General features: G+C 46.1%; 22 protein-coding genes. 10 read left to right on the forward strand and 12 right to left on the reverse strand.

All coding sequences use genetic code 11. The annotated features are described in order from the left end of the window. Positions 1-666: 666 nt before the first annotated feature. Positions 667-2,613 carry a serine/threonine-protein kinase gene (locus QUA56_RS26770; protein ID WP_333364013.1) on the reverse strand — a complete coding sequence of 649 codons (1,947 nt, stop codon included), beginning with the start codon at positions 2,611-2,613 and terminating at the stop codon, positions 667-669. 219 nt (positions 2,614-2,832) lie between these two features. On the opposite strand from QUA56_RS26770, the gene QUA56_RS26775 reads away from it, so the two are divergent. From QUA56_RS26775 to QUA56_RS26785, 3 genes are all read left to right on the forward strand, one after another. Then, entirely contained in the window at positions 2,833-2,985 is a 153-nt protein-coding gene (locus QUA56_RS26775) for a hypothetical protein (protein WP_333364016.1), read from the forward strand. 125 nt (positions 2,986-3,110) lie between these two features. Continuing rightward, positions 3,111-3,593, forward strand: coding sequence for a 2Fe-2S iron-sulfur cluster-binding protein (locus QUA56_RS26780; protein ID WP_333364018.1), 483 nt, complete (start codon positions 3,111-3,113; stop codon positions 3,591-3,593). A 38-nt stretch (positions 3,594-3,631) separates the two neighbouring features. Further along, positions 3,632-4,102 carry a phycobilisome protein gene (locus tag QUA56_RS26785; protein ID WP_333364021.1) on the forward strand — a complete coding sequence of 157 codons (471 nt, stop codon included), beginning with the start codon at positions 3,632-3,634 and terminating at the stop codon, positions 4,100-4,102. 17 nt (positions 4,103-4,119) lie between these two features. Here QUA56_RS26785 and QUA56_RS26790 read toward each other — a convergent pair whose 3' ends face one another. The 5 genes from QUA56_RS26790 to QUA56_RS26810 all read right to left on the reverse strand — a co-directional run bounded on the left by QUA56_RS26790 (position 4,120) and on the right by QUA56_RS26810 (position 8,025). Beyond that, positions 4,120-5,286 (reverse strand): pentapeptide repeat-containing protein, encoded by a 1,167-nt coding sequence (locus QUA56_RS26790; RefSeq protein ID WP_333364024.1) that lies wholly within the window; start codon positions 5,284-5,286, stop codon positions 4,120-4,122. Between the two features lie 344 nt (positions 5,287-5,630). After that, a complete protein-coding gene (locus QUA56_RS26795) occupies positions 5,631-6,293 on the reverse strand; it encodes a V4R domain-containing protein (RefSeq protein WP_333364027.1) in 663 nt (220 codons plus the stop codon). 35 nt (positions 6,294-6,328) lie between these two features. Further along, positions 6,329-6,799, reverse strand: coding sequence for a phycobilisome protein (locus tag QUA56_RS26800; protein WP_333364030.1), 471 nt, complete (start codon positions 6,797-6,799; stop codon positions 6,329-6,331). A gap of 163 nt (positions 6,800-6,962) precedes the next feature. Continuing rightward, the gene (locus tag QUA56_RS26805) at positions 6,963-7,229 is read right to left on the reverse strand and encodes a hypothetical protein (RefSeq protein ID WP_333364034.1); all 267 of its coding nucleotides are present in this window, start codon (positions 7,227-7,229) and stop codon (positions 6,963-6,965) included. Between the two features lie 94 nt (positions 7,230-7,323). After that, positions 7,324-8,025, reverse strand: coding sequence for a V4R domain-containing protein (locus tag QUA56_RS26810; RefSeq protein WP_333364036.1), 702 nt, complete (start codon positions 8,023-8,025; stop codon positions 7,324-7,326). A 276-nt stretch (positions 8,026-8,301) separates the two neighbouring features. Between QUA56_RS26810 and QUA56_RS26815 the strand changes: the two genes are divergently transcribed. Continuing rightward, entirely contained in the window at positions 8,302-10,140 is a 1,839-nt protein-coding gene (locus QUA56_RS26815) for a peptidase C14 (protein ID WP_333364038.1), read from the forward strand. 614 nt (positions 10,141-10,754) lie between these two features. Here the strand turns inward: QUA56_RS26815 and QUA56_RS26820 are convergent. Further along, the gene (locus tag QUA56_RS26820) at positions 10,755-11,000 is read right to left on the reverse strand and encodes a hypothetical protein (protein WP_333364041.1); all 246 of its coding nucleotides are present in this window, start codon (positions 10,998-11,000) and stop codon (positions 10,755-10,757) included. Between the two features lie 640 nt (positions 11,001-11,640). On the opposite strand from QUA56_RS26820, the gene QUA56_RS26825 reads away from it, so the two are divergent. Together QUA56_RS26825 and QUA56_RS26830 are read left to right on the forward strand one after the other, a co-directional pair. Beyond that, positions 11,641-11,865 carry a hypothetical protein gene (locus tag QUA56_RS26825; RefSeq protein ID WP_006635912.1) on the forward strand — a complete coding sequence of 75 codons (225 nt, stop codon included), beginning with the start codon at positions 11,641-11,643 and terminating at the stop codon, positions 11,863-11,865. A 631-nt stretch (positions 11,866-12,496) separates the two neighbouring features. Next, entirely contained in the window at positions 12,497-12,748 is a 252-nt protein-coding gene (locus QUA56_RS26830; protein WP_332984670.1) for a TIGR02450 family Trp-rich protein, read from the forward strand. Positions 12,749-12,853: 105 nt separating this feature from the next. On the opposite strand, the gene QUA56_RS26835 is transcribed toward QUA56_RS26830, so the two are convergent. Then, complete coding sequence (locus QUA56_RS26835; protein ID WP_333364045.1) at positions 12,854-13,117, reverse strand: hypothetical protein; 264 nt, start codon at positions 13,115-13,117, stop codon at positions 12,854-12,856. A 653-nt stretch (positions 13,118-13,770) separates the two neighbouring features. Between QUA56_RS26835 and QUA56_RS26840 the strand changes: the two genes are divergently transcribed. Then, the gene (locus QUA56_RS26840; protein ID WP_333364048.1) at positions 13,771-13,911 is read left to right on the forward strand and encodes a hypothetical protein; all 141 of its coding nucleotides are present in this window, start codon (positions 13,771-13,773) and stop codon (positions 13,909-13,911) included. Between the two features lie 279 nt (positions 13,912-14,190). Here QUA56_RS26840 and QUA56_RS26845 read toward each other — a convergent pair whose 3' ends face one another. After that, a complete protein-coding gene (locus tag QUA56_RS26845) occupies positions 14,191-14,340 on the reverse strand; it encodes a hypothetical protein (RefSeq protein WP_333364051.1) in 150 nt (49 codons plus the stop codon). A gap of 179 nt (positions 14,341-14,519) precedes the next feature. Between QUA56_RS26845 and QUA56_RS26850 the strand changes: the two genes are divergently transcribed. The 3 genes from QUA56_RS26850 (at position 14,520) to QUA56_RS26860 (ending at position 16,773) form a co-directional block, all read left to right on the forward strand. Next, a complete protein-coding gene (locus QUA56_RS26850; RefSeq protein WP_333364054.1) occupies positions 14,520-15,371 on the forward strand; it encodes an ABC transporter ATP-binding protein in 852 nt (283 codons plus the stop codon). A 496-nt stretch (positions 15,372-15,867) separates the two neighbouring features. Further along, positions 15,868-16,383, forward strand: a complete 516-nt coding sequence (gene scpB / locus QUA56_RS26855; RefSeq protein WP_333364057.1) for an SMC-Scp complex subunit ScpB — start codon at positions 15,868-15,870, stop codon at positions 16,381-16,383. A 42-nt stretch (positions 16,384-16,425) separates the two neighbouring features. After that, entirely contained in the window at positions 16,426-16,773 is a 348-nt protein-coding gene (locus QUA56_RS26860) for a DUF760 domain-containing protein (RefSeq protein ID WP_333364060.1), read from the forward strand. A gap of 297 nt (positions 16,774-17,070) precedes the next feature. Here the strand turns inward: QUA56_RS26860 and QUA56_RS26865 are convergent, their stop codons facing one another. The 3 genes from QUA56_RS26865 to QUA56_RS26875 form a co-directional block, all read right to left on the reverse strand. Next, entirely contained in the window at positions 17,071-18,165 is a 1,095-nt protein-coding gene (locus tag QUA56_RS26865) for an RNA-guided endonuclease TnpB family protein (protein WP_333364063.1), read from the reverse strand. 78 nt (positions 18,166-18,243) lie between these two features. After that, positions 18,244-19,464 (reverse strand): HhoA/HhoB/HtrA family serine endopeptidase, encoded by a 1,221-nt coding sequence (locus QUA56_RS26870; protein WP_333364066.1) that lies wholly within the window; start codon positions 19,462-19,464, stop codon positions 18,244-18,246. Further along, a complete protein-coding gene (locus QUA56_RS26875) occupies positions 19,465-19,746 on the reverse strand; it encodes a hypothetical protein (RefSeq protein WP_333364068.1) in 282 nt (93 codons plus the stop codon). It abuts the gene before it with no gap. Positions 19,747-19,753 lie beyond the last annotated feature (7 nt).

Genomic DNA, 19,753 nt, shown 5'->3' on the forward strand with positions numbered 1-19,753 from the left:
TCTCGATCTTGATTTTTTTGACGAGGTTAATAGTGCTTTAAGCTTTCAAACTATTCTTTTTTCTAGGTTCAGTTTTTTGCCTTTAGTTCGCGGTTGTTTGAACCGCTTCTCTTCTGGCGCTTTATTAATATACTTATTCCGCAAGGGGTTGTCAAGCGTTTTGTGAAACTATTTTTGATTATTTTTTGAAGCCATACACCGTCAGGGTTTTGGCTCTTACACCGCGCTCCGACATCCGCTGGCTCACTCCTCTTTATGGGAAGGGGTCTTTTTTTTGACCCAAAAATAGGTTTTTTGGCAGGGGACTCTCATCAAGGGTATGTAGAATCGGGAAGAGGTGAAAAAAGATCGTGGGACTTACTCGGAGGTGTGGTTCACCATGACACAAGCAGGTGTTGGTGAATCTGAGTCCTATCTAACGTATTGTCTGCATTCGCTTTACTTAGCTGAGCGATGGTTCTGTATGGCATTGACCCGACGACGGACGATCGTCCGCCACGTGTAAGTCCTCTTACATAAAATTGAGTACCACAGGGTACGGTACTGTAACCCGCCTTACTCCATAGCCTTTGGGAAAAGAACTAAAAGCCAATGCTTAGATCGATCGCCAACACACTCTCCTCAATTACAGCAACCCCGAAACACATCCTTCAGTTACGCCAGTTATCAGCCTTTGATGCTCGATCGCGAGTTGGTCTCCTCAACATCTACATCTACATCTACATCTAAAAAGTGTAAGTGACTCTCTTCCTCAGTATTGACCGCAATCGCTAAACCTGTCTTTCCCCAAGGGGCGATCGCCCGGGGTGCGGCGGGGCTGCTAAAATTCCCTACTTGAAGGCCTTGACTGTTTAACACCAGAATCTGCCCCCCAACATCTGCCAAAACCCATCCCCAATTAGTCACACAAGCAGCCACGGGCAAACTTTCAAGGGAAATTCGCGCTACCTTGAGCGGCCACAATTTCATCAACAGCACGGCCGCTTTACCAGATTGAGGAATTCCTAGCAAAGTATACGGTTCAGGTGTCAGCAGCGTCTGTCCGACACTGGTAGACAACCGCACAGAACCCACCGGCGTGCCGCGGCGAGTGTAAACTCTAAAAATTGTTTGGGGATTTTTGGGTTCGTTGTCCGACCAAATTGCTAAGACGTGTCGCCGATCCAAAAACATTAATTCTGGTAAATAGTGTTCCGCTAACGGCACAGTAGCCATCGGCTTCAGGGCTTTTTCCCGATCGCCCGCAGTGCTGTTTGCAGCTAAAGAATAAAAACGCAGTTCCCCGGGAACCGCTACTGTCAACCAGCGACCGTGAGAATCAACAGCAGCTTTTAAAGCCTCAGACCCTTGCCTGAAACCTGTATCCAGCAAGCACTGAGGCTCCCAAGAGCGATCGTTGAGCCAGTAAAGTTTTTGCGGAGTGAGAACGCAGCAGCCGTAGGAAGCAGGTAAAATGTCGCGCACGATTTCCGGCATTAATATAGAAGTAGAGATTTCTCCTGTAACTAGCTGTTTTCCCGGGTGACACCAAACCTTCACCTCTTTACCTACAGCAGCATAGAGATACGTTTCAGTGGCAATTAAAGCCGTCAGCGGTGCAGCAAGTATCAGTGGCTTTGACTGCGAAAGCGAATAGCGCACAGTCCGAAGTAAATTAATAGCCGACTGTGATGCTTTTTCTTCTTCGACTTCCAGCAAAGACTCAGTTTCCGACTTCAGATTTTTAGCCTCCTTAGTTGCGGGATTGTCCCAAGGAATAAAGCAGTCCCCCAATTGCCTGACAGCGGGGTCGTACATGATCAGCCGCAGAGCTTGAGCCATTTGGGCAGCACTCGCAAAACGGCGGGCTGGCAGCTTTTCCAAAGATTTTTTGACTATTACTTGCAAAGGTTCGGGGATGGCATCGGGAAGTTGCAAGCGTTGATTCAGGTGCGCCCATCTCAAGTCTCCGGGGGTTCCGCCGAAAGGGCGGTAGCCCATTAACAACTCAAACAGCAAAATTCCAACTGCATATATATCTGACATGGGAGAGTAAAGACCGTAAAACCGCTCTGGGGCCATGTAAGCAGGGGAACCTACGGTAGCGTCGGGAGAAATTTCTTGGTGGAGGCGAGTGGTACCGATTTCTGGCAGGCGGCGCGCGATGCCAAAGTCAGACAGCCGGGGCGACCAACCTTTGGAGCCCAAAGTTAGCAGGATATTTTCGGGTTTGATGTCGCAGTGAACTACGCCTCGGCGGTGGGCGTAGTCTAAGCCTGCTAAAACTTCCATGACTAGCTGCAAACCTTCGAGCAGCCGCAAGGGGCGGTCTTGTTTGAGCAGGTTGCGGAGGGTTCCTCCCTCGCAGTAGTCCATAACCAAGTACCTGCCTGTAGCTGTGTGTTCTAGAGCTCGGCAGGTGACAATGTTAGGGTGCTGCAAGGTGATCAGAAACCACAGCTCTCGCAAAAATTCGCTAGTTGGGGCTTTTTGATGGCTGAGTTCTTTGAGAGCGACCAGTTGGCTGGTGAGGCGGGAGTCCTTGGCGGGAGTTTCTCGAACGCTGGCACAAAACACTTGACCAAATTGTCCTTGTCCGACTAGCCCTAAAATGCGGTACTTAGAATGTTGCATCGGTCTAATTGTAGGAAATGCTTGAGCTAGTATTAAAATATGTAAAGAATTTTGACAAAAATTCAAATTTTTTAATTTCTAGCCAGGTACAGCCTATGTTATCTCAGGTTGATTCTCAGCCGACAATCGAGCGATCGCACAGTCACACCTACTAAAATCCTTGAGTTTCGGAATCAGTAGCAATCTTGCCGGATTCGGGTGCGAGATATATAACTACCTGTGGCTGCTATTTTAGTCGATCGCGACTGTTACAGTTGTTTCAAGGCAGTCAACGAAAAATCTAAGGTTTTAGCAATCGCAGCTAAGCTGGGGAATAGGGCCGACGGAACAGCGATTGCTAAAACAGAAGCGCGGTTATACTATCTGGGTTAGAGAGCCGGAAGCCGATGCTGCGATCCAGCCATTTTAACCTTTTTGAGTGTTAGCCAAATTTTTTTGGCTTTGAATATGTCGATCGTACTTGCTAAATACTGAACTTGACAGGAGCAACAATCAATATGGTTAAAATTATTAGACTAGATCCAATTTCCGAGGAAATGGCAGTCGAAACCCGATCTAATATCCTGTCTGCCTTACTTTCCAAAGACTTAGACGTTCTCAAGGAATGCGGGGGGCGGGGAATGTGCGCTACCTGCCACGTTTACATTAAAGAAGGCATGGAAGGCTTATCTGACATGAACCGCCGCGAGAGGAGGACTTTGGAAGTCATTACTACAGCTCAAGCCAATTCGCGGCTTGCTTGTCAGGCTCAAATTATGGGCGAGGGTGTGGTTGTACAGTTGCCCGCAGGGATGTACATTAATGCTATTGAAAATGTGGAAGCTCTAATTGGCCGCCGGGCTCAGCAAGATTTATTACACCCAATTACGGGTCAAGTAGTTGTAGAATCGGGAAAGTTAATTACTCGTTCGATTGTTACACAGCTTAATGAAACCCGCTTTCAAGTAGGACAGTATTTAGTTCGGACTAAAGAAGCTTAAAACTGATATGTTTGTATTTTAGTAGTAGAGAAAAATTTATGTTGAGCCAACTTGCACGTTTGAGCACGGAAGCAGACGGACGCTACGCCAGTGCTGAAGAACTCCAATTTTTGAAAGACTACTTTCACTCTTTGAACCACCGGATCAGTGCTTATAAAAAAATTCAAGCGTCTGAAACAGAAATTATGCAACAAGTGGAAGCACAAATGCAGTCTCTCGACCCTAATTTATTTCGCCGGGGGGCTCAAGATGTGACCCAAAAGTGCCGTGGAGATATTGTACAGGTGTTGAGGCATTCGGCTGCTGCAATGTTGATTGACGATAATGAACGGTTGCGCGATCGGCTCCTGCTTTGGTTGCAAACTATTTTAGGCGCTGTTCAAGTTCGCAATACTGCGACCGTGACCTACGATGTAATGAAAAAGGTACTCAAACAATATCTCACTGTGGAAGAAAGGAACTTATTTTTTCCGATTCTGGACAACAACCGCACTTTACTCGGCAAATAATCAAGGGGGTTGACACGTTAATGGCGATAAACTGTGCCGTTAGGAAGAATGGCTCCAATCAACTTCGCTCCCCTCAAATCCGCCTCAGTGAGAATGGCTCCCCGGAGGTTGGCTCCTGTCAAGTCAGCTTTCTGCAAGTTGGCTTTGCTCAGGTTAGCTTTGCTCAAGTCAATTTCATGCAGGCAAGAATTAGACAGGTCGGCATTGATCAGGTAGGCTAGGCTCAAGTTGGCTTTGCTGAGGTAGGCTCCGCTCAAGTTAGCTTCTATCAGATAAGCACCGCTCAAGTTGGCTTCGTTCAACAATGCCTCTGCCATATTGATTCCAGTTAAAAGTTTGCGGCTCAAGTCTACACCGCCCAGATCGGCCCCGCTGAGGTTGATACCGCTTAAGTGGCAGCCATTCAAAGTAATATTTCTCAGGTAGGTTTTGCTCAGGTCTGCTTTGCACAAATTGGCTCTATCCAAGCAAGCTTCGCTGAGGTCTGATTCGCTCAAGCACGCGCCGTTTAAATAGGCTTGAGTGAGGTTAGTTCGCCTGAGATTAGCTTGCAACAGCTTGGCTTTGCTGAGGTTAGCACGGGTTAAGTTGGCTCCGGCTAGGTTGGCTTTGAACAATTCAGCTCCGGTGAGCTGTGCTTCGGTCAAGTCTGCCTCTTTGAGACTCGCTAGACTTAAGCAGGCATCTTTGAAGTTGGCCCCGTTGAGATTGGCTTTAATCAGATAAGCTTTACTTAGATTTGCCTCGCCCAGATCGGCTTTTGTGAGGTTGGCGGCGCTCAGATCTGCACCTGCAAGATTGGTCTTGGGGAGAATTGCTCCGGTCAGATTTGCCCAATTCAGGTGACATCCGGCGAGGTTGGCGCCGGTGAGGTTGGCTCCGCTGAGATTGGCTCCGCTGAGACTTGCTGCCATGAGGTTGGCGCCGGTGAGATTGGCTCCGCTGAGGTCAGCTTTGCTGAGGTTGGCTCGGCTCAGATGGGCTTTGGTGAGGTCGGCACCGCTGAGGTTAGCACCGATTAAGTAGGGTCGGTGCTGGTGTTGGTTGAGGTTTGCCAAGATGAGAGTTGGGGCATCGCTGGAACGGTATAAATCGATCGGACTCAAGACAATGCCGCGCAGATTTGCCAGTCTAAAATCTCTTTCGCCGGCTGCATATCGATTTAGAAGTTCATTGGCGTCCATTAAGTTCTAGCAAAATGTTTTAGGTTGTGATTGCTTTTAAATTTTCTGAGTTTCTAGGATAAGTTATGAATTGTCTAGCTCCTCTAGCAATCCTAAATGATTTGCTTGCATTATACGCGAGCTTTCTGGCTCGCACTGCAAGGATTCTGGTCTCGCTCGATTTTGCGAATGATGCGAGGATTGCTATAGTTATAACTTGTTTTTTTTAAAATAGCTAAAATCGGATTTCCCAAGTCTTTAGCTTTTTTATAATTTAACTCACAGTTTTTATTATAGTGGATTTTATGGCTGTGTAGCTATCGATTTGACAGCTATTAGTTTGTTGCTAATAGCTGTCAAATAAGTCAACTTTTTTGGGAAAGTTGACTGATAATAGCTTCGTGTTCTTGTCCTTCTTCGAGAAAAACATCTGCTGGTTGGAGGCGATCGCGCAGCCCTAAAATAAAGCGATTGCAGTCCGAACCCAAGGATTCGCACGAGGTTTGCAGGCAGTGCAGTTCTCGACCTGTAAGCTGACTAAAGAACGAACTTAAAATACCTGCTTCTAGAAAACAGGCTGGCTGCTTAGACTTGGGAGCTGTTTTGGCAAAAAGAGAGTTAGCAGTTTTTATTATTAAAAAGCCCTGTTCGGAATAGCTGGGGTCCAGTTCAAGTGTTCCCCATCCGTGAGTTTTCCAGCACTGTTGCAAGGACTGAAGAAATTCTACCATTTCCATTTCAGAAACTGGCTGACCGTAGTATTCGCTGACTTCTTCGCAAAAACGCACGTAGAAGTTTTTACCCCACCAGCGACCGCAGTTGAAAAGGACGAGGCGGGAGGCTTGACCAGTTTCTTTTTCTAAGCCGATATAAATCGCTTGAATCAGTGTTTCTGGGAGCGCTATGAGTCGATCGCCCCGGCGGTTTTCGAGCAAGCCGAGTTCGAGGTCGCCTCGGACGTAGGCATCGCTGGCAAAGTAGTTTCCAGGGAGTCGGGGCTGTTTGAGCAAGTCGGCAATATTAATCATTGGGAATTGGGAATTGGGAATTGGGAATTGGCTTATTATTTATTACCTTGGTCAATCACAATTGACTGCGCTTGGTCTAAAAATGGCTGTAATATAGCCCTGGCTTGCTCGGAAAGCAGTTCTTTTAAACGAGTTTGCAGCAGATCGCAAACAGTTGCTTCGAGCTTTTGAGTTTGGTGGACTTCGACTATGCCGGAAAGCCAGTCTAGGAGGCGCTGTTCGAGCAAATCTAGATCGTTAAGCAGCATGGCCATAGCGCAGTACCGCAAGACTAACAGCCAGTGTTTGAGCGATCGTTCTAAGGTTTCTTGTTTTTCGTCGGGGAATGTTTCTTGTAGCTGGTTGGCTATTGGTTGGAAGATGCTTGCTTCCTTATCTCGCAAAAATTCGTAAATTTTTAAGCGCTGGGCAAGAGTTGCAGCTTGACGCTTAAAAGCTATGAGTTCTTCGCCTTTTAAAAAGCGGTTTTCTGCCTGATCCAGCAGCGACTCAATCTCAGGGTGCATGATTTTTATTAAGTGGTAATCGGTAATTGATATAAGGAAGGAAGTTCGGCAAGGAGCAGTGTACGGGATTTAACGGATTTAACGGAGGGATTTTGAGAGAGGAGATATGAAAAATGAGGGATGAGGGATTGTCATATTTTTTGTTTTCCATTTCGCACACAGATTAAAACAGGTCGAATAGGTCATCAATGGTGACTTCTGCTTGTTCAGAAATAGAAATTACTGGCAAGGGTGGCGGTAGGGGTAGAGCACCTACTTCGGGAATTCCTTCCCAAGAAATAGCTTGAAAAAAGTCTGCTACTGGCTGGGTTAAAGTCATAACTTGACCGGGGGTCGAGCCATTTTGGGTTTCTAAAGGTTTTCCCAACCAATTATAGTGACCAAAGAAATCTTGGACAGACTTGTCCAACCATGAAGTTTGACTTTTCATCTTTTTTCCTGCCTGGAGAGGCCCACCATCGGACTCTCGATCGCGAAATTGGTGGGAGGAAAGGCAGGGCAGGGGATGTGCCTTTCCACGTTGTTTACCGCAATATTTCACCGTGTTGCAGTCGAGTTTGAATATCGCGGGCGTTGGCACCTTCGTTGAGCCAGAATGCTGCTGCATCAATTTTATCAGGGTTGCCGAGCAGGAACTTGCAATATGTTTCTCCCATTGAGTAACATTGGAGTTCTATGCAGCTCAGAGGCTTTTTGACTAGAGCTCCGAAGAAACCAGCGAACAAACCGGCATATAGGTGACAAACCGGTTTGCCTACGTCGCCCAAAGTGCGAGCAACTGCTGAGTCAAAGATATTGATGAAGATGCAGCCGTGTTTGCGATCGCTCATGTCAACTTCCCAGCGACCCCAACCTTGAGCAGTGAAAGGCCACCACCAAGTTTCTAGCAGAAACATGAGATTTGACTGGCGGATGTTCTGGCTGAATTCGGCACTAAACCATTTTTGAAAAAATTCGGAATCTTGGAGCCCCCAATGGCAACCAATAGTATACATGATGACAGAGGACGCCGGGCCTACTTCTTCTTCGAGTCCCTCCACCAAACCGATAATGAAGTCTTCGCTGGTAAAAATGTTGCGCGACTTATTCCAGTCGTTAATTGTACCCATCTGGCGATCGAAGGAAAAAAAATCCTGAAACCTATAGTGGCTGTGAGTTTTAGGATGCTTTTGCTTCAGTAGCGATTCGCTGGGGGCGGAGATTTCTTTTTGGGCGATAGAGATCATTGGCGGGTTATTCCTTTTTGGTGTTGTTTTCTGAAAATAAGAGTCAAATAAACTGGCCTGTGTATCCAATTTAACGTCATTTTTCTAAAGGCAGGCACAGGGTATAATTTTTTATGGCAATATAAAAAGTTAAAATTTTAGGATGCTGAATTTGGGCGCTTGTTGGCACTTCTGCCTTCGGCCAACTGCTATCTGACGGCTGGCGAAAGCGCGTATAACCTTAAACGGCTATGTGTTATCGTTTTGTGCAAGCTGTCCACTATATATATAGGGCATATGGGGATGAAACATCACGCTTGTATTGCAATAGGCATCAATCAATATCAGTTACTCCAGCCTTTGAGTTATGCCCAAGAGGATGCAGAGGCACTGTACGGTTTTTTGACTGAGGAGGCGGGTTTTGCGCCGGATGGATGTCTGCTGATGACCGATAGCTCGCCGTCGCTGTGGGGTCAATCCACGTATCCGAATCGGGAAAATATTCTGAGGTTGACCCAAAGCCTGTGCGCGGAACATTTGCAACAGGGAGATTTACTCTGGTGTTTTTTTAGCGGCTACGGTGTCAGCTATGAAGGCAAGGATTATTTGATGCCGGTTGACGGGAATCCGGCTGATATTCAGGGTACGGGAATTCCGGTAGAGTTGCTGTTGAATACTCTGAAAAACGCTCCTACGGAAACGGTGTTGGTGCTGGTTGATATGAACCGCAGCCAGATTGTGAAAGCGGGGGAAACGATCGGCTCTCAAACTGTCGAGCTGGCGCGGGAACTGGAAATCCCGACTGTGCTTTCTTGCCGCCCGAATCAAGTTTCGCGGGAAACTTCGGCTCTGCGTCAGGGGTTTTTTACTACGGCGCTTTTGGAGGGGCTGCGATCGGGACAGTGCACGACCATTAAGGGTTTAGACCGTTTTTTGAGCGATCGGCTGCCGGATCTGTGCGACCACCATTTGCGTCCCAAACAAGAACCTTTGATGGTGGTGAATCCTCCAGGAAAGGCTAATTTGGTGATTTTGCCGGATGCTTCTGGGGTGCCAAGTGCTGTATTGGCAGGACGCAATGGCAATATGGCGGTTAATGCGGCTGATGGGTTCGATCGCCCGCAAATGGCGACGGCTACGGCTCGAATGGATCTGCCTCCGGCAGTTCGCAACGCTCAGGATTCGCAGGTTGAGATGGCGCCTGTGTCGCAGCCGAATGCTGTGGGCCCTGCTGATGGGGGGGGCGATCGACCGAACTTGCAAAAGCCGGAGGATGCCGATAGCGGGGGATCGGACAAGTCATTTTTGCAGCAGCTAGTTTTGTGGAGTTCAGCTACGGCTGTGGTGCTGCTGTTGGGTGTTTTTCTGACGAACAAATCAATTTTTATCGGTCAGCAGGAAGGAGATCCTCGATCGCCTGCTCAAAATGCCCAAAACTCTGGATCTCAAAAATCTGCTGGTGCTGGGGTGTCGCAGAACCAACCGCGGGCGGTGCAAGCAGGAACTGGAACCAAGCAGCCGCCATCGAGCCAGGAGGTGTGGGCTGAGGCGAAGACTTTCCTCAAGGATGGTTCGGCTTCTAGTTTTAATAAGGCGGTGGCTAAGGCTCGAACGATTCCACCTAGCGATCCGCTCTACCCGCAGGCTCAGCAGGATATTGAGCGCTGGAGTTTGACGATTTTGGATATAGCTAACGGGCGGGCTGCTCGGGGCGATTTCCAGGGTGCGATCGGGGCGGGTAAATTGATGCCTGATGTCAATGGGCCAGTTTACAATCAGTCGAAACAGGCGATCGCTCAGTGGGAGGAGCTATCGAAAGACCAGGACGTAAATGCTGCTTTGCTCTCGGCTGCTAAGGGCCAAATTAAGCGGGGGGTTGCCTCTTCTTACAGTAAAGGCATCCAGCAAGCTAATAAAATTGAGCCCGGTCAGCCGAAGCATGAAGAAGCTCAGCAATTGATTGGAGAGTGGAGCGAAAGTATTCTCAAAATTGCTCAGTTGCGCGGCTCTCAAGGAAAGCTGAAAGAGGCAGTTGAAGCTGCTTCGCTGGTGCCGTCGGGTACTAAGAGTTATCAGCCGGCTCAGAAGGAGATCGCCAATTGGAAAACTAAGCTGCAACGCCAGAAAAAAGGTTGATTTAGTTGATGATTTCCCGGTTTCCCACCGGGAAATTATCTTAGCTACAAAGCCCAGATATATCGATACCTCTTGACACTTCAAGAGAACACCTACAAATCGATAATTTAAAACCAATAATTTTATTTACTATTTCCCCTTCGCATATCGCGAGCCAATGGATTTTATATGATGGGCGGTCGATTCGTTTTTTTAAAGTGAAAGATATCGTAGAGGCGGGTTAATTAATATCTTTAATTGACGTGCGGGATCTGGATAAACCCGCCTCTCCACAGGAAAAAACCAGTTTTGTTTACCATAAGGATGGTTGTAGGGATATTTTTTGAAAAAAAAACGTTGATACGCAAGTCCTAAATGAGTTAGTTTTAACGTGCAATTAAAACAGTTAATATCAAATCCGGTAGCATCGGAATTATATAGCGCTCACGTCTTCCATAGCGAACGATCTATGTCGTTCGCTATGGACGACGTGAGCGCTGATACGCTCCAAATATATGATTCCGATGCAACCGGAAACGAGATAATTTGTGTATTCGATCGCTTCAGCTTATCTGGTTAATTTCTGCTTAATTTCAACTTTACTAATTAGCAAACTTGGCAATCTCTAATTGCTATTAAACAGCAACAGAGAAGACAAGATCGGCACCTTCAATCTTGACACCGCAGGTATTGCCCTGTTGATTTTTTGACCCATATTTTGGGCTGTTAGGAACGATCTGCGGGTGGAAGATTGTTGATAATTGTGCTGTTTTTAAATTATTAGCATCGCTCGATGTGTTATCAATTATACAAAATGAGCCGTTACTGGTAATTATAGTTGGCGATCGATCGCCCCCAATCAATTCAGAAAACAGATTCACCGCCACGGAGCGGAAAATATCTGGATTAGCAAGCTGCGAGTCTTCGTTGGCGCGGACATCAAAAAGCTGTCTTAATTAATACAAATAAGGGCTTTGCAAGAAAAGCAAAAAAATATATCCTTGAGAAACAAGAATAAAAACTCGATCGCTTATGGTAGCCCAGGTAACAACACGTATGCCTGAAGTTATAGTCCACAGCGAGGCTTACGGACAGATATAAATCAATAGGGTGAGGTGGCAGTGTCTAAATGTTAAGAGGGGCGATCGAAGAGGAACGTTCGGCGAGCGATCGCTTCCCAATGGGGGAGGGTAAAACCTAGGAAGGCAAGGATCGGGAGACAATGCTGAACTTTTTGAGTTCAGGAGAGTAGCATTAGCACTAAACTCTGCCGTATTGTGGGAAGCGAGCCAAATTTGTAACAGTTCTTAACTATGAATAATTCTGCCAAAACTGCTAGCATGGTGACACTTTTGCTAGCAAAAACATATAAAGTAAATAAAGTTGGCTAGCTCTAGACGCCCCGATCCCCATCCAGGGGATGTTGAATCAATTTGATTCATACCAAGTGGTTTTAGAGTTACAATCGGAACCAAAGCATCGCTATTTAACTGAGTTCTTTAGTTACTTTTACTTTCAGCTATGAACGTGGATTTTATCAAAGCCCAAGTCAGGTTGCTACAGGGTGCAAGTTCATCGGAGCGAGAAACCCTTATTAAAAACATCGGCGTCTGTGCTGGCGTGATCAGACCGGGAGAATACGTGACTCCGCAGCGGAAGCACGCGATCACTCTCTGGCTGCAAACAAATGCCGTCCGGCTCCGACTTCCCCAACTTCCTCTGGATTTATCGGGCCAAAAGCCTTAACAGGGAAGTAATCAAGGGGTAACGACAGAATCAAAGAAATTAGTCAATCTTGCCGAAAAGTGCTTTTTTATTGAGCTGTACAGCATCAATGAGACACCGTTAAGATTGAAAAAATGTTTGTAAGGGAGAGTTGGGCTCGAAAAGACGCCTGCGGATAAGAAGGGGGCGAACCCCTTGGTAGAAGCAGGAAGTGAAAGTCAAAGCTGCTCGAAAAGTAGATTTGAGTAAGTTTCACAGAACGGATTATTGTGCACAACTATAACCTGGGTTATTTGCTTTTAGATTTGAGATTCACGATTTAGCTCGTACTGCATAAATTTGCTATTTGTGGATCGAGTGAAAAATCATCCTATTCAATAGGTATAACTAATTACAGGGGCAGTCATTGAACTGCCCTTACTTTTGAACTCCGAGGCGAAACTTCTGCAAGTTACAATAAACGCATCTACTTGCAGATAGAGTTTAGGTGAACTCTCATGTAAGCTGCTGCGTCTCTATATTTTCTGTTATGTTCGAGAGGGGAAGGGAAGAAGGGGAGAGGATTTGATGAGTTTTAGGGAGTTAATACGATCGAACAGCAGGAGTTATTAGAATTAACTTGCTTACTCATATATTTGTTAACAAAAATACTGTGCCGAAAAAACAAAAATTTCCTTATTTAGTTGGTTCGCGGTGGACTTCACACCAAAAAACTTGGGGTTGGCGGCACTTTCAAGTAGTCAACCGAAAAAACGAAGGTAAATGGGTATTTGCGGAAATGGTGGCGGCTTGCGATCCAAATGTCCGTTTCTGGCTGAACGCCGAACAGTTCAAAGACCGATCGCTCTGGCAAGCTGGATGGCAGTCTACGCAAGAATTAGAGGAATTAGAAACAGCAGACTAAAAGACAGCGCTTTGCGGTAGAGTTAGGTAGAGATTGGTAATGAATAATAGCAACAGGGTAAAATAATGTAATGAAAAAAAGTTGTGTTATTGGTCTGTTTGCTAATTAGTGTTGTATGGGGTGGTCGATTTGGCGAAGAGTCGATCGCAACTCCAGCGATCGCAGCAATATTCTGTCTGCCGGTATTCCCGATTCCGCAGCGGACTTATCGAATCTAGTTCTTACTTTACAACACCTCCCCCCAGGTTTTACAGAGATGTTACTGATGATGTGGCAAATTTCAGAAATCAACTCAGCCAGGGCCCTGACTTTAAGCCAGCCAGCATCTTTGCTTACCAAAAAATCGATCGCAAGCTGTTTCAACTTCAATTCGTGATAGAATTTACAGTGCAACTGTCAGATCGGATATGACAAGCTACCTTCGATCGAGCAATCCGTGAAGGGATTGCTGCAAAAGCATTCTCTCAAGGTTTAAACCGTAACAAGGAATCGCGGTTCAGTCATCCCGCCCCTTTAAGTTTGCCAGACAAGATTGGCGAAGTATCGGCTGGATGGATAAGTCATTCGATTTTAGATTTGAGATTTTAGATTTTGGATTGACCCCACGGATCGAGTCGGGGGCTTGAGGATTTTAGATTTGAGATGCTTTCGATTGATTCCACGGATCAATCGCGTGGCGGGTACCATCAAAAAAATCGCTTGTCAAGGAAAAATAGAAAATATACTGATGAATGTCGATATGACGCTGTTTCGACGGAAAAAAAATAGGGGTTTTTATGACAACTACAGCATATTCCATGTATAGCAATCCTCGCATCAGTCGCAAAATCGAGCGAGACCAGAATCCTTGCAGTGCGAGCCAGAAAGCTCGCGTATAATGCAAGCAAATCATTTAGGATTGCTATATATGTAGTACACACAATCTTGTAGTAAGGTGCGTCGCCAAGGAGTCAATCTGCAAGTTCCATTTAAAAAGTCGCAGATCCGCACCCTACATATTAACATCACACAATATAAATATAGTGGCTACTGTACTTCATCAACCTGGAATATGCTGTATATATCTCGACGGCACTACACCGACTATCACGATTAGCGAAGCAGCGAGCAAATTTGACAGCCGGATGATGCAATTGAAACCTGATTTAACTCAACCGCAATAAGTGGATGCTGCAAGCGGTGGTTAAAAAAATCAGCATTCTACCTGCGGATGACACTCTGATTAGTTACGCTAACAAAGCTCGCGCACAAATATAGCAATCCTCGCATCAGTCGCAAAATCGATCGAGACCAGATTCCTTGCAGTGCGAGCCAGAAAGCTCGCGTATAATGCAAGCAAATCATTTAGGATTGCTATAGCAGAAAAACTATAGCCTTTCTCAGGTAGATGAGGTATGAGTATTAATTGGTAATGGGAGTTGTTAAGTGCTTACCTCACTTAACTACAGAAGCACAATTAAGAGGGCTAAAGCCCAACTACGTACTTCACTTACTTGAGAACCGCTATAAGTTTTTCTTCTATCAGTACCGATGAAGATCGCCAGAGATTTTAGGCGATCGAACCCGGTTTCTGCGTCCAGGAATGATATCATATCTATTGAATTGCCTGCAATCAAATATTGTCGCCCGGTAGGGGCTGGTTTATAGAGATTGTGGATGTGAATTAGAGATAGTTGGTGAACCCGCCTCTACAACTATTATGGTTAATTTACCAGACACGAGCTGACAGAGAAGAAAGAGCCTGATTACAATAATTGATACCGAAATACCTATGCATGTCGCTGTTTCCTTGCAAAATGCCTGCAAAATTTACAACAAAATACCGGTTGTCAATGACCTTTCGTTCACGATTGAAGCCGGAGAAATGTTCGGTCTCCTGGGCCCCAACGGTGCCGGCAAATCGACCACAATTCGGATGCTGACTACTCTGACTAAGCCTAGCAGCGGTCAAATTCAGGTAGCTGGATATGACGTGATGCGGCAAAGCTTGCAAGTGAAACAGTGCATCGGCGTCGTGCTCCAACAAACCAGCGTTGATACTGAGCTTTCCGTATGGGAAAATATGGAGTTTCACGGGCGGATGCACCACATCCCAAATCCGAAACGGCAACAGTTAATTAAACAGTGGTTGGAATATGTGGAATTAGCAGAAAGGCGAGACGACTTGGTGAAAACTTTGTCGGGGGGGATGAAGCGGAGGTTGCAAATTGCCCGAGCACTTTTGCACGAACCGCAAATCTTATTTTTGGACGAACCGACTGTAGGGTTAGACCCGCAAACGCGACGCCGATTGTGGGAAATTATTCGAGATTTGAACAAGCAGGGAATGACAATGCTGTTAACAACGCATTATATGGATGAAGTGGAGTATTTGTGCGATCGCATCGGCATTATGGACGGCGGCAAGTTAATTCAACTGGGAACGTTGGCTCAACTGCGGCAGCAACACGGTCAAGGGTTAGTAATGAAACAAATAGGCGATCGCTGGGAATACAAGTTTTTTCCTAGTCTGGAAGAAGCTAATTTATATCTGGATGCCAAAGATGATAAAACTGGGATGATGGTTCGCTCTTCTAATTTAGAGGATATTTTTGTAGAATTGACTGGCAGACAGTTAGATTGAGCGATGGCTCATTGCTAACAGCAGCCCTTTGATTTGAGACTGGAGATTTGAGATTTAAAAAATGGCGATTTAAACGGTCAACTTTTTCATCTAAAATCCCAGTGTTAAAATCAAAAAATGAAAAGTGAAAGAGTTTTGCTTTGTTTCTAAAGCTACCGAAACTCTCAATCTTTGGTGTAATGAGAATGTTTATTACGAAAATTCACGATACGGAAATTACGGATAGACGGATAGTTGTTTTTTTGCTAATTCCTTCTTCTTTCCTCGGACTTATTACCTCAACATTCATTTCTTAAATCTCGTACACTGAATCCTTGCCGAACTTCAACGTCCCAAGTCCCACTTCTCAATTCCCAAATGACCAAAAACTTCTTGATGGTACCCGCCACGCGATCGATCCGTGGAATCAATCCAAAATCTAAAATCTAAAATCCTCAAGCCCCCGAATTTATCCGTGGGGTCAATCCAAAATCTAAAATCTAAAATCTAAAATCGAATGACTCGCTTAGCCACAACAATAGAAGCCATACTTTACCTCAAAGGTCAGCCGGTCTCAATAGCAGAAATTGCCGAGATTGCCAAGTGCGATCGAGCCGAAGCCGAAGATGCGATTATCGAACTCATGTCTGACTCCTCCCGCCGCGACAGTGCATTAGAAGTCGTCGAAACCCCCACCGGATATAGCTTGCAACTCAGAGAAGAATTTGCGAGTTTAATGCAAACTTTAATACCTCCAGAATTAGGTGTTGGAGCTTTGCGGACGCTGGCTGCGATCGCCCTCAAAGGCGGCATCGCTCAGCCAGACTTAGTTGATTTGCGGGGTTCCGGTGCTTACCAACAAGTGCAGGAACTTGTAGAAATGGGTTTCGTCCGCAAACGGCGGCCGACTGAAGGGCGATCGTATTGGTTACAAGTTACCGATAAATTTCATCGGTACTTTCAAGTAGACCAACTGCCAAAACAATTGCAGATTGACTTTCAGGCAAATTTGTATCCAAGCAATGACGAGTAGTTTGAAGTAGAATGTAGCAAGCCAGAAATTAAGAATCGCCAAATGGTTTTTCACCCTGACTTTGACCGGGACAATGCCCAACAAACCGCAGCCAATCCACTTCTGACGTACCTCCAACACCAATCTCCGGAGGTTCTAGCCCGCGTCGCCAAGTCCGTCACCCCAGAAATCCAAGAAATTATCTCTCATAACGTTCAAGGACTTGTCGGCGTCTTGCCCTCAGACAATTTTAACGTCCAAATTACCACTGACCGCGAAAACTTAGCAGGTTTGCTAGCTTCAGCGATGATGACAGGCTATTTTCTAAGGCAAATGGAGCAGAGGATGCACCTAGAAGAAAATTTAGCAAGCACCAGCTCGATTCAACCAAACTCTCCCAAAGAGAAGTAAAAAGCTCGACGGATTGGGGAAGGGGGAAAGATGAAAGTTGTTCAAAAAAATCAACAGTCTTGGACGCACAGGGAATTAAGAAACCGGGTTTTTAACCGGATATCCCTCGCGCTACACCGAGGATTTTGGTGAAAAAACCCGGCGGCTGCGTCCAGGACTATCAAGCATCAGATTCATCTTCCATCCTGCTCCATAAAACTTATCTAGACTTATCCAAAGTTATCCTTTGAAATAATTAGTGTTTACTTCCTACGCTGTTGGGTGGTCGGCCATCCCAAGATCAGTAGGCTATCCCCCTCAAGCCAAGGGTTCCCAGTTTAAAATATTCAAACTGGCATTTAAGTCTCGGTCAATCGAGCTACCACAAACAGGGCAATCATAAGTCCTAAGATTCAGTGGCATATCTTTTTTATTTCCGCAGTTCGAGCAAGTTTTAGAACTAGGAAACCATTGGTCTACTAGCACTAAACTTGCTCCATACATCTGACATTTGTATTTGAGTTGGCGCTTGAATTCATAAAAGCCCAAGTCCGATATAGCTCCCGCAAGTTTGTGATTAGCCATCATCCCTTTTACGTTTAAGTCTTCAATCTTAATTAGCTGAAAAGTTTGAGCTAAATAAGTTGTTAACTTGTGCAGGAAATCCTTGCCGATCGCAGAGATTCGTGAATGAATTCGACTAATTTTATTGTAAGTTTTGCGCTGATTGTTGGAACCTTTTACCTGTTTTGATGCCTGACGTTGCAGTCTGGCTAGCTTGGTTTTCGCACTGGCTATCAACGGTTTCGGTGCATCAAATACTTGACTGTTTGACAGGGTGGCGAAAGATTTGACTCCCAAATCAATGCCTACGGATTCTTGAAGTTGCTTCCCGGGTAAACGTTTGGCATCTACGCAGAAAGAGACGAACCAACGACTTCCTTCTTTTGACAAGGTGAAAGTCTGGGAAACAAAACTACATTCCAGTGGTTCATGCAGTCGGAATGTTCCGAGTGTGGGAATTTTAATTGTATTCCCAGCAGCCAGTAAAACTTTCCCGTTTGACGAATCTACTGTGAAGGATTGTCCATCTCTGCGACTGGCGAATTTTGGATGACCTGACTTGCCAGCTCTGTAACGACTAAACGCATCCTTCAAGTCGATTAATGCGTTTTGATATACTCGGCTAGATAGTTGATTCATCCAATTAAATTTAGGTTGTTTGTTGACGTGATTCGTCAAGACTTTTTTTACTTCGTCAATGATTTTTGAGTCGGAAAACTTGCCTTCACCGTACATTTGAGTCCGAAGACTCAATCCCATATTGAACACAACCCGTCTGAAACCTGCGTGTTTTGCCAATAAGGTGCAAGCTTGATTATTCAATTTAAGGGCTCGCTTGATGGCAAACATACAAACTTCTTTTTGCGATAGTTTATGAACAAGTTTAGCAAACTTTTTGGCGATTTAGTCTTGTTCCACCCTTTGCAACTATCCACCGGCGGGGCTACCCGATAGGGGAAAAGCACCCGGACGTACTTTAATTTTCTGAACTTGACCCAAACGGTTAATTTCCACTTCGAGTTCTTTGCCCACAGCAGTGTTTTCCACCCGTTCTTGCACGTCCCCGGGAGTGTTAACCGGAATTCCATCAACTTTTTGAATGACATCTCCGGCGCGCAAGTCGCCTTTTTGAGCCGGGGAATTTTCCACGACTCGCGTCACGGCTACGCCTCGATCGAGGGTAATTTTATTATTATCGAGCTGTTTGTTGACTTCTGCCTTGGTGGCGGGAGTCAAGCTGACCATTTGAATGCCGAGATAGGGATGTTCGGCTTTACCTTTGGCGAATAACTGATCGGAAACTCGTTTGGCGGTTTCGATCGGAATTGCAAATCCCAAGCCCTGAGCGTCGGCGCGAATGGCGGTATTGATGCCAATTACTTCGCCTTGGTCGTTGAGCAGGGGGCCGCCAGAATTGCCGGGGTTGATGGCTGCGTCGGTTTGGATGAAGCGGACTCGCTTGTCGGGGATGCCGACTTGGGAACTCGATCGACCCGTAGCGCTGATAATGCCCACAGTCACGGTATTGTCGAGACCTAAAGGATTGCCGATCGCGATCGCCCACTGTCCGGGTACAATATTGTCCGATCGACCCAAAGCCACCTGCGGCAGTTCCTTAGCATTAATCTTCACAACAGCGACATCAGTCAGCGGATCGACTCCCTGCACCTTACCCTCAAACTCGCGGCCGTCTTTGAGCGTCACCTTGACAGTATCCGTCCCGGAGACAACGTGAGCATTAGTAACGATGCGGCCGTCAGAAGTGAGAATAAACCCCGAACCCGTACCCCGCTTGACTCGTTCTTCAGGCTGCGGTAAATTGTCTCCAAAAAACCGGCGAAACAAAGGATTTTTGAAAGCTTCCGGTACTTGATTCGCTACCTTACTTGATGCGTCAATCCGCACTACAGCCGGGCCGACTTTTTCGGCTGCTTCAGCAATAAAATTGGGATTGCTGCGATCGACTGCCCGATTTTCCTGAACTGGAGGAGACGCATAGGGTGGGATTTGGTTACGCACTACTGGCAAAACCGATCCGGTTTCCAGATTGCTTGAGCCTTGCAGATAGCGATTCCCCAACCATCCCACGCCTCCCCCGATCGACAGCAAAGTCACATAAAGGGTCGCTTGCTTAAAAGATAAACTCATTTAATAACTCCCGCTGGATACCTCATCCCCGCAGACAGATTCCGAATCAAGCATTTTTGTCTTGGCGACGGGAAGAAAGCGGGGCGGGGCGTACCGCTTCCTCAAGAACATAGCTGTTAACCGGCAGGCGCCCATCGGCATCACAGGCAATTTTTGCCTGATTTGCCAAGAGCGATCGAAACTAATAATTCTCATCCTAACTTGGCTTAGCCTGGGATTTACAGTCTGGGGGGCGGCTAGAGCTTTCAAATATGCACTTTCACTCGGCTCAAAAATTGTCAATTGTCCG

The organism is Microcoleus sp. N3A4 (assembly GCF_036701805.1).
In the GTDB taxonomy this organism is placed as follows: Bacteria; Cyanobacteriota; Cyanobacteriia; order Cyanobacteriales; family Microcoleaceae; genus Microcoleus.